This is a genomic window from Burkholderia puraquae (assembly GCF_002099195.1).
Taxonomy (GTDB): Bacteria; Pseudomonadota; Gammaproteobacteria; order Burkholderiales; family Burkholderiaceae; genus Burkholderia; species Burkholderia puraquae.
The window spans coordinates 45,606-58,576 of sequence record NZ_NBYX01000022.1; the positions used below are offsets into that span (position 1 = coordinate 45,606).

At 67.9% G+C, this 12,971-nt stretch carries 12 protein-coding genes; 8 read left to right on the plus strand and 4 right to left on the minus strand.

Translation table 11 applies throughout. The features are described from left to right. The first annotated feature begins 90 nt into the window (after positions 1–90). Both B7G54_RS30770 and B7G54_RS30775 read left to right on the plus strand, forming a co-directional pair. Complete coding sequence (locus tag B7G54_RS30770; protein WP_085042484.1) at positions 91–825, plus strand: metallophosphoesterase family protein; 735 nt, start codon at positions 91–93, stop codon at positions 823–825. A gap of 62 nt (positions 826–887) precedes the next feature. Next, positions 888–1,499, plus strand: coding sequence for an alpha/beta fold hydrolase (locus B7G54_RS30775; protein ID WP_085042486.1), 612 nt, complete (start codon positions 888–890; stop codon positions 1,497–1,499). Between the two features lie 63 nt (positions 1,500–1,562). Here the strand turns inward: B7G54_RS30775 and B7G54_RS30780 are convergent, their stop codons facing one another. Together B7G54_RS30780 and B7G54_RS30785 are read right to left on the minus strand one after the other, a co-directional pair. Beyond that, positions 1,563–2,885, minus strand: a complete 1,323-nt coding sequence (locus B7G54_RS30780) for an ATP-binding protein (protein WP_085042488.1) — start codon at positions 2,883–2,885, stop codon at positions 1,563–1,565. After that, entirely contained in the window at positions 2,882–3,622 is a 741-nt protein-coding gene (locus B7G54_RS30785) for a response regulator (protein WP_034190595.1), read from the minus strand. The genes B7G54_RS30780 and B7G54_RS30785 overlap by 4 nt, the downstream gene beginning before the upstream one ends. Positions 3,623–3,847: 225 nt before the next feature. Here B7G54_RS30785 and B7G54_RS30795 point away from each other — a divergent pair, with 225 nt between their 5' ends. From B7G54_RS30795 to B7G54_RS30810, 4 genes are all read left to right on the plus strand, one after another. Further along, positions 3,848–4,420, plus strand: a complete 573-nt coding sequence (locus B7G54_RS30795) for a thioredoxin family protein (RefSeq protein WP_085042490.1) — start codon at positions 3,848–3,850, stop codon at positions 4,418–4,420. A gap of 333 nt (positions 4,421–4,753) precedes the next feature. After that, positions 4,754–5,170: a hypothetical protein gene (locus B7G54_RS30800; protein ID WP_482764053.1), complete on the plus strand. Its 417-nt coding sequence runs from the start codon at positions 4,754–4,756 to the stop codon at positions 5,168–5,170. Then, positions 5,170–5,802 carry a type VI secretion system amidase effector protein Tae4 gene (locus tag B7G54_RS30805; RefSeq protein ID WP_085042491.1) on the plus strand — a complete coding sequence of 211 codons (633 nt, stop codon included), beginning with the start codon at positions 5,170–5,172 and terminating at the stop codon, positions 5,800–5,802. Before B7G54_RS30800 ends, B7G54_RS30805 begins: the two co-directional genes overlap by 1 nt. After that, positions 5,799–6,113, plus strand: coding sequence for a hypothetical protein (locus B7G54_RS30810; RefSeq protein WP_133059234.1), 315 nt, complete (start codon positions 5,799–5,801; stop codon positions 6,111–6,113). Before B7G54_RS30805 ends, B7G54_RS30810 begins: the two co-directional genes overlap by 4 nt. 147 nt (positions 6,114–6,260) lie before the next feature. Here the strand turns inward: B7G54_RS30810 and B7G54_RS30815 are convergent, their stop codons facing one another. After that, entirely contained in the window at positions 6,261–6,899 is a 639-nt protein-coding gene (locus tag B7G54_RS30815; protein WP_085042494.1) for an FMN-binding negative transcriptional regulator, read from the minus strand. A 123-nt stretch (positions 6,900–7,022) separates the two neighbouring features. On the opposite strand from B7G54_RS30815, the gene pdxR reads away from it, so the two are divergent. Together pdxR and B7G54_RS30825 are read left to right on the plus strand one after the other, a co-directional pair. Next, a complete protein-coding gene (gene pdxR / locus B7G54_RS30820) occupies positions 7,023–8,531 on the plus strand; it encodes a MocR-like pyridoxine biosynthesis transcription factor PdxR (RefSeq protein WP_085042495.1) in 1,509 nt (502 codons plus the stop codon). Positions 8,532–8,725: 194 nt separating this feature from the next. After that, a complete protein-coding gene (locus B7G54_RS30825; RefSeq protein ID WP_085042497.1) occupies positions 8,726–10,954 on the plus strand; it encodes a penicillin-binding protein 1A in 2,229 nt (742 codons plus the stop codon). A gap of 46 nt (positions 10,955–11,000) precedes the next feature. Here the strand turns inward: B7G54_RS30825 and B7G54_RS30830 are convergent, their stop codons facing one another. After that, positions 11,001–12,911 (minus strand): WG repeat-containing protein, encoded by a 1,911-nt coding sequence (locus B7G54_RS30830; RefSeq protein ID WP_085042498.1) that lies wholly within the window; start codon positions 12,909–12,911, stop codon positions 11,001–11,003. Positions 12,912–12,971: the final 60 nt, after the last annotated feature.

The window sequence follows — 12,971 nt, forward strand, 5'->3', positions numbered from 1 at the left end:
AAGCCGCTCACGGCGTCGCATGCGCAGGCCATTGGACGGCCTGCGCCGAATTGGCGACAATCGCCGTTCCCTTCCCCCCCACGATCCGCCATGAAAATCGCCGCGCTGTCCGACATCCACGGCAACCTCGCCGCGCTCGACGCGGTGCTCGACGACGTCCGCCGCCGCGGTGCCGACGTGATCGTCAATCTCGGCGACATCCTGTCGGGCGCACTCCATCCGCCCGAAACGGCCGACCGCCTGATCGCGCTCGACCTGCCGACCATCAAGGGCAATCACGAACGGCAACTGCTCACCGGCGATCGTGAATCGATGCGGCTGTCGGATCGCTGGGCGCACGACACGCTGCGCGCCGATCATCTCGACTGGATCGCCGCGCTGCCCGAACGCATGACGCTCGGCGACGACGTGCTGATGGTCCACGGCACGCCCGGCAGCGACCTCGTCTATTTCCTCGAAACGGTCACGCCCGACGGCTGCCGTGCGGCCACGCCCGATGAAATCGCGCGGCGTGCGGGCGACGAACCGGCATCGCTGATCCTGTGCGGCCACACGCACATCCCGCGCACGGCGAAGCTCGACGACGGCCGGCTGATCGTCAACCCGGGCAGCGTCGGGCTGCAGGCGTATGCGGACGACCTGCCGCATCCGCACCGCATCGAGACGGGCTCGCCGCATGCGCGCTACGCGATGGTGTCGCGCACGGCGGCCGGCTGGAACGTCGAATTCCATGCGGTCGAATACGACTGGCACACGGCGGCCGCCACCGCGGCAGCGCGCGGGCGGGACGACTGGACCGTCGCGCTGCGCACCGGCCGGTGCTGACACGCCCGGCTCGCCCGGCTCACCCTTCCGCTTCACGTCACTCACCGGAAAACCGCATCGCCATGCCCGTTCCGTCGCAACTGCTCTTCCTGCCCGGCGCATCGGGCAGCACCGCCTTCTGGCAACCGCTCGCCGGCCTCCTGACGCATCCGGCCTCGCGCCGGATCGTCAGCTATCCGGGTTTCGGCGACACGCCACGCGACCCGGCCGTCGACGATTTCGACAGCCTCGTGCGTCATGTTCTGGAAACGATCGACCGGCCGACCGCCGTGATCGCGCAATCGATGGGCGGCGTGATCGCGATGCGCGCGGCGCTCGACAAGCCCGAACTGATCACGCACCTCGTGCTGACGGTCACGTCCGGCGGACTCGACATGGCAGGGCTCGGCGCGCACGACTGGCGCACCGGTTTCGCGGAAGCCAACCCGCAGCTTCCCGACTGGTTCCTGACGTTCCGTGCCGACCTGTCGCAAGATATCGGCCGCATCGCGCAGCCCACCCTGCTGCTGTGGGGCGACGACGATCCGATCAGCCCCGTCGCGGCCGGCCAGCGCCTGCTCGAACGGCTGCCCGACGCGCAGCTGCATGTCGTGCCGGGCGGCCGGCACGATCTCGCGGCCGTGCATGCGCAGACGCTCGCGCCGCTCGTCGATGCGCATCTGCAGCGCGTGTGACGTCGCGTTTCAGCGTCAGCTTCGGCACCATCTGAAACCGCGACGCTCACGCGCCGCATCCCGTCACCCCGCACGCCTCAACGTGAGCCGCGCTTCCAGCCCGCCGCCGTCCGTCCGATTGTTCAGCGTGAGCGTGCCGCCCATCGCGAGCGCGAGCTGCTTCGCGATCGCCAGGCCCAGCCCCGTTCCGCCCGTCTCGCGGTTGCGCGACGTCTCCACGCGCCGGAACGGCTCGAACACCGCGTCGAGCTGATCGTCGGGAATGCCGGGCCCGCGATCAAGCACCGCGATCACCGCGCCGCCGTCCGGCGCGGCCTGCACGTCGATCTCGGCCGCGCCCGAGAACTTCAGCGCGTTGTCGACGAGGTTGCCGACGATGCGGCGCAGCGCCTTCGGCCGCGTGACGAGCGCGAGCGGTGCGCGGCTGTGCAGCGCGACGTCCTGCCCCGCATCCGTGTAGTCGCACACGATGCTGTCGAGCAGCGCATCGAGATCGATGCGGCGCGCGGCTTCCTCGGTGCCGTGCAGCGTCCGCGCATACGCGACGCCCTCCTTCACCAGATGCTCCATCTCGAGCAGGTCCTGGCGCAGCTTCGCGCCCTGCGCGTCGTCGTCCATCATGTCGGCGCGCAACCGCATCCGCGTGATCGGCGTCTGCAGGTCGTGCGAGATCGATGCGAGGATCTGCATGCGCTCGGCCATGTACTGCGCGATGCGATCCTGCATCGCGTTGAATGCCCGGGCGGCGCGCGCGACTTCCGACGGCCCGCTCTCGTTCAGCCGCTCGCCCTTCAGGTCGGGGCCGAGCGCATCGGCGGCCTGCGCGAGCTGCTTGAGCGGCCGGGTCGCGAGCCGCACCGCGAGCCAGCAGCACGCGGCCAGCACCGCGAGCTGCAGCACGAGCACGACCGGCAGCCAGCCCGACAGCGGCACCGTCGACATCGGATGGATGTCGATCGTCAGCGGCGACCCGTCGGTCAGGCGCAGATGCACCTGCAGATGTTCGCGGTCGCCGGGGATCGCGTTCGCGGTCAGCGGGTAGTCGCCGCCGATGCCGTCGGAAATCGACCGCTCGACGCGCGCCGACAGCCGCGCTTCCGGCGGCGTGCCGGTCTCGCCGGGCCCGAGGATGAACGCATAGCTGCGCCGCGCGAGGCGCGGCAGCCACGCGGCCCGCTCGGCCGGCGGCAGGTGGTCGAGCAGCGCGACCGAGCTCGCAACCTCGCGCTCGATGTAGCCCATCATCAGGTTGGTGGTCGCCTGGTCGCGCTCGGTCACGGTGAGCCAGAACGACAGCGTCTGCGCGAGCGCAAGGCCCACGCACAGGATCAGCGCGAGCCGCGCGAACAGCGAGCGCGGCCAGTGCCACGGCATGCGCGCGCTCATGGCGTACCGTCGACGGCGGTCACGGCCGACGAGAACACATAGCCCTCGTTGCGCAGCGTCTTGATGTAGCGCGGTTCGCGCGCGCCGTCGCGCAGGCGCTGGCGCAGCCGGCTCACGAGCAGGTCGATCGACCGGTCGAACGGGTCGGACTGGCGCCCCTGCGTGAGATTGAGCAACTGGTCGCGCGTCAGCACGCGCTGCGGGTTGTCGAGAAACACGCGCAGCAACCGGTATTCGGCGCCGCTCAACGCGACCAGCGTGCCTTCGGCATCGAGCAGGTGGCGCCCGGTCGTGTCGAGCCGCCATTCGCCGAATGCGAGCATCTCGGCCGTTTCCGTCACCTGCATGCCGGGCGGCAGCATGCGCGCGCGGCGCAGCACCGAGCGGATCCGCGCGAGCAGTTCGCGCACCGCAAACGGCTTGGCCAGGTAGTCGTCGGCACCCATCTCGAGGCCGATGATGCGGTCGGTTTCCTCGCCGCGCGCGGTCAGCATCAGAACGGGCACCGTCCGGAACTTGCCGGCGCGCAGGTCGCGGCACAGCGTGAGGCCGTCCTCGCCGGGCATCATCAGGTCGAGCACGATCAGGTCGGGCGCGCCGTCGTCCAGCACGTTGCGCATCTCGCGGCCGTTCGCGGCCAGCGACACGCGCATGCCGTTCTTCTCCAGGTAATCCGCGATCAGTTCGCGGATCGCGCGATCGTCGTCGACGATCAGCACGTGGTCGATCTTGTCCATGAGTCGTTGTCGGTGTCGTAGTTCGGGCAGGCGATGTCCGCTTTTATACCGCACGGCGGGCAGGCGTTTGTATCCCAATGTATCGCGCCGCCGCGACGACACACAACATTGCACACGCGCGGCCTGCCGGACACATCGCAGATACGTCGGCGCCGCCTAATGGGGCCTGTCGAAACCCGTCCGGCCGCCGCCTTCGAGCGGCGGCCTCCCGTTCAGGAGAACGCCATGCTGCCCCGACTCAAGATCGCCGCCCTCGTCTTCGCCCTTGCCGCCACGGCCGGGCTCGCCGCCTTCGCGGGCACCCGCGACGACGCGGGCATGCCGACTTCTCAAGCCGGCACGGCGGCGCCCGATTTCACCGGCATCGACCGCTGGCACAACAGCGCGCCGCTGACGCTCGGCCAGTTGCACGGCAAGGTCGTGCTCGTCGATTTCTGGACGTACTCGTGCATCAACTGCATTCATACGATTCCGTACGTGAAGGCGTGGGACCGGAAGTATCGCGACCAGGGGCTCGTCGTGGTCGGCGTGCATACGCCGGAATATCCGTTCGAACGCGACGCGGGCAACGTCGCCGATGCGATCAAGCGCTTCGGCATCCGGTACCCGGTCGCGCAGGACAACCGCTACGACACGTGGCGCGCGTACGGGAACCAGTATTGGCCCGCGCTGTACCTGATCGATGCGAACGGCAAGGTCGTCTATACGCGGTATGGCGAAGGCGGGTATGACGAGACCGAGGCCGCGATTCGGGGCGCGCTGGCGCAGGCGGGGGAAGGCGGAAAACGGCCGCAATAGGTGTAAGGGGAGCCGTGGGAAAATCGATCAAAAATAGCGATCACGCGCCCCCCCGGATTCGTAACCCGTGGCGTATGGTTTCCCCCACGATAGTTGCGGGTTCAACCTTGCCGTTTTAGGAACCCCTATCAATTTCGAGATGCACTATCGCGCCACGTGGCTACGATGACGGCTTTCCGAGAGGGCCGGTCAATGAAAAGAAGAATTGCAGTCGTTGGCGATAGTCTTTCAAGCGGCGGGACAGTTAACGCATACGACGCTCCGCCGTTCCGTGTACACGGGCATCAAGCAGCCCTAATCGGGGGTAACGCATTCTGCACCGCGTGCCAATGCGTGGGCACCATCGCGAAGGCCGGGGGCCCATACCGAATCAAGTTCCGAGGAGAGGTCGCGCTGGATAATGATGTAGTCATGTGCAACTGCGCAACTCCGCCACACATCGTTGCATTGCTTGCCGGCGAAGCGTGGTGCAACGATGGGATAAAGGGTCTCGGGGAAGTCGTTTCGAGCCGCACGCTAACGGGTGAGATCGTATCGGTCAGGAAAGGCACTTTCGACGAGCGGGTGAGGGCGACCAAGGAGGTAACGGAAGGGTTGCCCTACTATATCGAGACCGATGACGGCCGTATGCATTTTGGGCGTCTTGACGCAAGCGGCAAACTACCCCGTATCCATACCGGAGACGAGGCGAGCGATTACACCGTCTACTGGGGCGATGACGCGCTCTCGAAGCAAACGGGGAGTAATTGATGCCACATACCGGTCCCACGAAAGTGCGCACTACCAACACCAAAGGTTCAGAGAAAGAGGTGCCATTGGCAGGCGTCACTTTCAAAGAGCTTTGGGACAGCTACCCGTCCGGCAATCCGTATGACAACCCAGCATATACCAATCAATGCGCCATTCGCGTCAGCGTTACTCTGCACCGCGTCGGTGTCGGAATGAAATCGTTCAATGCAAAGAACGTCAGACCGATGTCGGGCGCAAAGACGATCGGCCGTATCCTGCTTGACGGGAAACCCACGGCGACACGCGCTGATGAGCTGGGCGCATGGTTGCAACTACAGCCGTTCGCAGGTATTCCCAAAGCAGAAAACATTACCGGGGAGGATTGGGAGGCGAAGGTCAAAGGCTGCACCGGTATCATCCAGTTCTCCCGGTACTGGACACGCAGCGGCGAATCAACCGAGAACGCGAGTGGCGGCCACATTGATCTGTGGAACGGATCGCGCTTGACGGTCAGCGGATTTTGGGGCGGGTTCGCGACATGGGGGCGTTATTTAGGCGCCAGGTCTGTTCGTCAAGGGGCGACCATACTCGGCGACGCATCGTATTCTGATCTTGCCGGCTCGAAGCAAATCCTATTTTGGGAAATCAAGTGAAACGACTTGCGATATCGCTCTGCGGCTTTTTGTTCGGGCTGCTGGTCGCATGGGTATTTGTCTACGCGCTCAGCCGCGTTCACTTGGTCAAACCTGACCATATCGCCACGGGCTGCCATGAACTGGACAAATGCCCGACGCCGTGGTGGATTGCACCCGTATTGATTTCGTATTTTTTTGGTCCCGCGATCGCTTTCGGCACACTCAACGCGGTCGCCTGGAAGCGTTGGCGCACTCGAACATGGGCACTGTGGAGTGCCGCGATTCTCTTCGTGACCACCGCCCTATACATTGTCGATTACGTCATGTAATGAATCGCCTGACCTGTACGACACGTGCTGGCTTCCTTCACCGGCATGTGTCTGCCCTACAAGGTTCGGACGCGTCGAGGAAAACCCGTCTACATTTGCGCGGTATTGTGGTCCAGGCAAGGAGCCCCTCACCTCGCGACCGCACGATTATTCATTCTTGCGGTCCGCCTCCGCGAGCATCGCTTCCCCGATCGCGAGCTTCCCATCCGCGACCAGCGCTTCGCCGGCGCCCCGGATATCGGCCTCCGCCTTGTTCTGCCCGAGCTTGCGCTTGCCGACGAGCCGCGTGATCTCGATCTGCAACCCGACGATCGCCTCCAGCATCGTGTCGAGATAATCCGCCGGCGCGTCGCCCATCTTCCACGGCACCGGCTGCGACGCCTCGTGCGTGCGCGTCAGCCGGGCGACCACGCCGCGCACGAACTTCGCGTCGTCGCGCACCGTGATGCGGCCGTGCGCATGCACGACCACGTAGTTCCAGGTCGGCACCTGCCGGTGCGCCACATGCTTGCTCGGATACCAGGTCGGCGAGATGTACGCGTCGCCCGCGCGGAAGATCACGAGCACCTCGTCGCCGTTCGCGACGTCCTGCCAGACCGGATTCGCACGCGCGACGTGCGCATGCAGTTCGCCGAGCCCGCCGTCGCTGGGCAGCAGCTCGAACGGGATGTGGTTCGCGTCGAGCCCGCTGTTGCCGTGCGTGATCAGGCTGCCGAACGGATGCTGCACGATCAGCTCGCGCAGTGCGTCGGGGTTGGGTTCGTTGAAATCGGCGGGGACGTACATGTCGGCTCCACGGTCGTGCGGGGGTTGGAATGGATCAGGCGCTGGTCCGTCATGCGTCGATTGTGGCTCCAAACTGGTTTATTCTGTAGAGCCGGTTTGGAACAATTTCAGAAGACCAGAATCATGGCAAGAACGGCGCGGAACGTCGAAATCCCGTCGCTCGGCGTGCTCGATCGCGCAGCCGGCGACCTGAGCCGCCAGCTCGCGCAGGCGCTGCGCGAAGCCGTGCGGCGCGGCGACATCCGGCCCGGCGACACGCTGCCGTCCACACGGCTGCTCGCCACGTCGCTGCAGGTGGCACGCGGCACCGTCGTCGATGCATATGCGCAGCTCGTCGCCGAAGGCTTCCTCGAATCGCGCGGCGGCGCGGGCACACGGGTCGCGAACGCGCTCGCGGAGCCGCCGCCCAGCGCCGAACCCGTGCCGCCTGCGCCACGCCGGCGAGCGGCGCACGCCGGCCTGCCCGAGCCAGCCGCCACCTTTGCGCGGATCGCCCGGGAATTCAGCCCGCTGCCGGCCATGCCGTTCGCGATCTCGGTGCCGATCGGCCTCACCGCGCCCGACGACATCTGGCGCCGGCTCGGCAACCGCCTGCGCGCACGCGGCGCCGGCGCGCCGTCCGGCTATGCCGATCCGCAAGGCGCGCTGCCGCTGCGGGAAGCGATCGCCGACTACGTGCGCCGCTCGCGCTCGGTGCGCTGCGATGCCGGCCAGGTCGTGATCACAAGCGGCACGCAGCAGGGGCTGCATCTCGCGAGCCAGGTGCTGCTCGGCGCGAACGATCAGGCGTGGGTCGAGAATCCGGCCTATCGCGGCATCACCGCGCTGCTCGACAGCACGGGGCGGCACGACGCGATGGTGCGGGTGCCGGTCGACGCCGAAGGCATCGACGTCGACGCGGGCATCCGCGTCGCGCCGCATGCACGTGTCGCGTTCGTCACGCCGTCGCACCAGTATCCGCTCGGCATGCCGCTCAGCATGGCGCGGCGCAATGCCCTGCTCGCATGGGCACGCGCGCGGCGCGCCTGGGTGGTCGAGGACGATTACGACAGCGAGTTGCGCTACGAAGGCTATCCGTTCCCGTCGCTGCAGGGGCTCGCCCCCGATCGCGTGATCTACCTCGGCACGTTCAGCAAGATCCTGTTTCCGTCGCTGCGGCTCGGCTACGTGATCGCGCCCGACGATCTCGTGCCGGCGTTCTGCGGCGCACGCGTGCTGATGGACCGCCATGCACCGACCGCCGACCAGCACGTGCTGGCCGCGTTCATCGCGGAAGGCCATCTCGACCGCCACATCCGCCGCGTGCGCGGCGTGTATGCGGAGCAGCGCGCGCTGCTGATCGACACGCTCGGTGCGCAGCTGCCGCGCGAACGCGCGTGGGTACAGCCGGGCGACCAGGGGATGCACGTCGTGCTGTGGCTCGCGGAAGGCATCGACGATCTCGACGTGGTCGCGCGCGCCGCGCAGGCCGGCGTCGCGGTGCGCGCGGTGTCGCCGATGTTCGCGCCGGGCACGGCCCGCCCGGGGCTCGTGCTGGGCTTCGGCGGGTTTGGTCGCGCGCAGATGGAAGCGGCCGCGCAGCGGCTCGCGGATGTCGTCGCCACGGCCGCCGCCGACGTCGCGCCGCGCTGAACGGGCAGCACCTGCGAGACGACAGCCCGGCCGCGATTCGTCTGCGGAATCGCGGCTGCGCGCACCGTAAAAGATTGTCGGCGAGCAACAAACGTAATCGTCTGTAAATCCTGCAAGCAAACGGCCGTTTTGACCGTCGTCGCACGTGCGCCGTTTGCTAGGATCGCGCGTCTTCCATCCGCGCTCCTGCCGCCTTGAATCGTCTCGTGCCGCTTCTCCGTGACGCGTGGCTTCGCTGCCGCGCCCGCATCGCACCGTTCGCCGCCGCCTGCGGCGCGCGCATCCGCGCGCTGGGCGCCGGCGTGCTGCATCGCCTGCGTCATCCGACGCGCCGCGGCGTCGCGCTGACGCTCGCCGCGATACCGGTGCTGGGGCTGCTGGTACTGCTCGCGTTCGTCCCGTTCACGCCGAGCATCGGCGACATCCGCAAGGCGCGCATCGACCGCCCCGCGCGCGTGCTGTCCGCCGACGGCCAGCTGATCGCCGAGTTCCGGCCGGTCAACCGCGAATGGGTGCCGCTCAAGCAGATCTCGCCGCACATGGTCGACGCGCTGATCGCGACAGAGGACCACCGCTTCTACACGCATCACGGCATCGACTTGCGCCGCACGCTCGCGGCCGGGCTGCACACGTTCTCGGGCGATCGCCAGGGCGGCTCGACGATCACGCAGCAGCTCGCGCGCAACCTGTATCCGGACGAAGTCGGCCGCGCGCCGACGCTCACGCGCAAGGTGAAGGAGCTGATCACCGCGTTCAAGATCGAGTCGGTGTACAGCAAGGACGAGATCCTCGAGACCTACCTGAACACGGTGCCGTTCCTGTACAACGCGTACGGCGTCGAGATGGCCGCGCGCACCTACTTCGGCAAGTCGGCGGACCAGCTCGACATCGCGGAAAGCGCCACGCTCGTCGGGATGCTGAAGGGCAACAGCTACTACAACCCGGTGCTGAATCCGGAGCGCGCGGTCCAGCGGCGCAACATCGTGCTCGGCCGAATGGCGCAGATGGGCATGCTCACGCCGCAACAGCTCGCGAAACTGCAGCGCCAGCCGCTGCGCGTCGACTTCGAGCCGCAGACGGGGCAGCCGGGCCTCGCCCCGCACTTCGCGGTGCAGCTGCGCAAATGGCTGATCGCGTGGGCCGATCGCAACAACTACGATCTCTACGCGGACGGCCTCGTCGTGCGCACGACGCTCGACGCACAGTTGCAGGACATCGCGACGCAGGCGCTGACGCGGCAAACCGAACAGTTGCAGGCGATCGCCGACAGCGCATGGCGCGGGCCGTCCGGCTGCGGGCTGCGCAACGATCTGTTCCGCGGCTTCATCCGCCAGACGCCCGAATATCGCCAGGTTCGCGACGCGGGCGTTGCCGATGTCCCGGCGCTGAAGCAGCTCGGCGCAAACCGCGCGTTCATGCGCGCGCTGTGCGAGCGCAAGACGCAGGTGCAGGCCGGCTTCGTCGCGATCGATCCGCGCAACGGCGCGATCCGCGCGTGGGTCGGCAGTCCGGATTTCGGCAGCGAGCCGTTCGATCACGTCTCGCAGGCGCGGCGCCAGCCGGGCTCGACGTTCAAGCCGTTCGTCTATGGCGCCGCGTTCGCGGACGGCATGCGGCCGGGCGATACGTTCATCGACCGCCCCGTTGCGATCCCGATCGACGGCCGCGCGGTCTGGCGCCCGACCGACGAGGAGCCGCCGACGGGCGAACCGATGACGCTGCGCGACGCGCTCGCACTGTCACGCAACCGCATCACCGCGCAGGTGATGCAGCGGGAAGGCGCCGCGAAGGTCGTTCAGCTCGCGCGCGCGATGGGCGTGCGCGACAGCCCGCTCGACGCGGTGCCGTCGCTCGCGCTCGGCACGAGCCCCGTCACGCTGAAGGAGATGGTGTCCGCGTACGGCACGATCGCGAACCGCGGCGTGTACGTCGCGCCGCAGATGATCACGCGCATCGAGGATCGCGACGGCAAGGTGCTCGCCGCCTTCGGCAGCGCGCCGCCCGAACGCGCGCTGCCGGCGGCCGCCGCGCAGACGCTGGTCGACGTGATGCGCGGCGTCGTCGATTACGGCACCGGTGCCGACATTCGCTCGCGCTACGGAATTCGGATCGACGTTGCCGGCAAGACCGGCACGACGCAGGACAACACGGACGGCTGGTTCGTCCTGATGCATCCGCAGCTCGTGGCCGGCGCATGGGTCGGCTTCGACGACGGCAGCGTGACGCTGCGCAGCGACTACTGGGGCGCGGGCGCGCACAGCGCGCTGCCGATCGTCGGCTCGTTCTACGATGCGGCGCTGCGCGCGCGGGCGATCGATTCGCACGTGCAGTTCTCGCCCGACTTCCGGCCGCGCAGCGCGCCGGCGCCGAAGCGGCGCGCGCAGCATCCGGGCCTGTTCGACTGGCTGAGGTTCTTCCGCTGATCGGGGTGCCGGCGGGCCACGCCGGCATGCACGACAGCGGTCCCGCCTACCGAAGCGTCGTGGTCGCGTGCCCGTCCGCGTACAACCATACGGGCACGCCGTCGTCGCGCAATGCGGCGACCGGTTCGTCCATGCTCCAGTTCTGCGCGACCGCGACACGGCGGACGAACCACGGCATCGGCATCGCGTGTCCGGCGGCGGTGGCGCGATCGTCGTCGAACAGCGCATCGTCGCCGATCCGCGTGTAACGCGCCGGATGCAGCACGGTGCCGTCCGCGCGCAGCACCGTCGCCCGCACGTCGTTGCCGCCCTCGTCCTGCACGCAGGCCAGCCAGCCGTGATCGCCCCCCCAGAACAGGCCGGCCACGTCGTCGTAGCGCCCCTGCACGACTGTCCCGCCTGTCTCGAGATCGCAGATCGCGAGTTGCACCGGCTCGCCCGGCAGGACGCCGATCGCGTAACGCGTGAACAACTCGCCCGGCACGGCTTCGTCGTCGGGCAACCACGTCAGCGCCCCCATGTTGACGAAGTCGAACGGCGTCAGCACGCGGCCCTGCCCGTCGACGATCGCGCAACGCCCGTCGTCGCGCCGCACGATATGGCGGATCGCGCCGAGCGCGTCGAGCATCTCCGCCCGCTCACCGTCGGTCAGCGGAGCGACTTCCGCGTAATGCGGTTCGACAATCACCCGGCCTTTCGCATCGACGAGGCCGACGTGACCGTTGCGCTGCGCGAGGAAGGCGCCGCATTCGGACGACCATTCGAGCGCCGTCCACTCGGGCCGTGCGTGCCATTGCCCGTCGCGCCCGATCAGCCCCCACTGCTCGCCTTCGGCTACCGCCGCGACGGCGCCGTTCACGAATTCGTGCGCGTCGTCGAAGCGCGGCGGAATCGCCCACGCGCCACGCGCATCGACGAAGCCCCAGCGGCCATTCAGGCTCGCCGACGCGACGCCGCCGGTGAACTCGCCGAAATCGTCGAGCGACGGCTCGAGCGCCCACGCACCGTCCGTGCGCACGAGCCCGAACCGGTCGCCGACGCGCACGCAGGCGACGTCGCCGCTGAAATCCCACACCGCATCGAACGCCGGTTCGCGCACGATCCTGGCACCGTCGCCCTCACCGTCCCCATCGGCAAGCAGCAGGCCGACCTTGCCGTCGCGTGCGGCCCACAACAACCGGTCGTCACGCGCGCCACTGGCCCACAGGTTCGTCCACTCGGGCGGCACGATCACGTGCCACGCGTCGTCGGTTTCGCGCCGCACGCCCCACAGGCCGTTGCGTCCGCGAAAGCTGAACGTGTCGTGATCGAGCCAGTTGCCGTGCAGTTCGCCGGCGTCGAACATCTCGGCGAACGTCACGCGGCGTGGCGGATTCTGGCGCCGGAAATAATGATGCGACACGCCGCCGAACCCAAAGCCCCACGCCCAGTCGCGCCAGTCGGCGGGCGTGTCGATCTCGAGTACGTCGCGCGCACCGCGCACGTCGCGGAAGTCCATGCAGTTCGCGACGCGCCACCACAGGCGCGTGCAGGCATCGCGTTCCTCGTCAATGTAGTCGTTCGGATCGCCGTCGTCGAACCATGACAGTTCGTCGAGGTTCGCGGATAGTCGCGGCGCGCCGTGCGCATCGCCGAGCGCGTCGATCGATTCGCCGAGATGGCGCACGACCGCATCGAACTGGCGCGCAAGCGCCGGATCGTCGCCCGGCAGCGGATACGCGGTGACGAACGCCGCGAGCCGGCTGATGCGTGCAAGCGCGGCGCGTGCATCGCTCACGAGATTCGGCGTGCCCGCGTCGCCGAACACACGCTGATCGGTAATCGCGTCGCCCGCGCCGCCGTCGGCGAGCAGCACGCGCCACAGCAGCGGGAAGTGGTTATTGGATTCCGCGAACTCGATCGTTCGCGCGACGTCGCCGTCACCGGCCTGCAGATACAGCCATGCTCGATTGCCCATCGGAAGGGTCGCCCTCGTCTTTATTGTTGCTGTTGTCGTGTCGGCGCTCATTATAGGAGC

Coding starts and splice junctions, on each gene's coding strand:
- B7G54_RS30770 (WP_085042484.1), top strand. CDS start 91: ATGAAAATCGCCGCGCTGTCCGACATCCACGGCAACCTCGCCGCGCTC.
- B7G54_RS30780 (WP_085042488.1), bottom strand. CDS start 2,885: ATGAGCGCGCGCATGCCGTGGCACTGGCCGCGCTCGCTGTTCGCGCGG.
- B7G54_RS30795 (WP_085042490.1), top strand. CDS start 3,848: ATGCTGCCCCGACTCAAGATCGCCGCCCTCGTCTTCGCCCTTGCCGCC.
- B7G54_RS30785 (WP_034190595.1), bottom strand. CDS start 3,622: ATGGACAAGATCGACCACGTGCTGATCGTCGACGACGATCGCGCGATC.
- pdxR (WP_085042495.1), top strand. CDS start 7,023: ATGGCAAGAACGGCGCGGAACGTCGAAATCCCGTCGCTCGGCGTGCTC.
- B7G54_RS30775 (WP_085042486.1), top strand. CDS start 888: ATGCCCGTTCCGTCGCAACTGCTCTTCCTGCCCGGCGCATCGGGCAGC.
- B7G54_RS30815 (WP_085042494.1), bottom strand. CDS start 6,899: ATGTACGTCCCCGCCGATTTCAACGAACCCAACCCCGACGCACTGCGC.
- B7G54_RS30805 (WP_085042491.1), top strand. CDS start 5,170: ATGCCACATACCGGTCCCACGAAAGTGCGCACTACCAACACCAAAGGT.
- B7G54_RS30830 (WP_085042498.1), bottom strand. CDS start 12,911: ATGGGCAATCGAGCATGGCTGTATCTGCAGGCCGGTGACGGCGACGTC.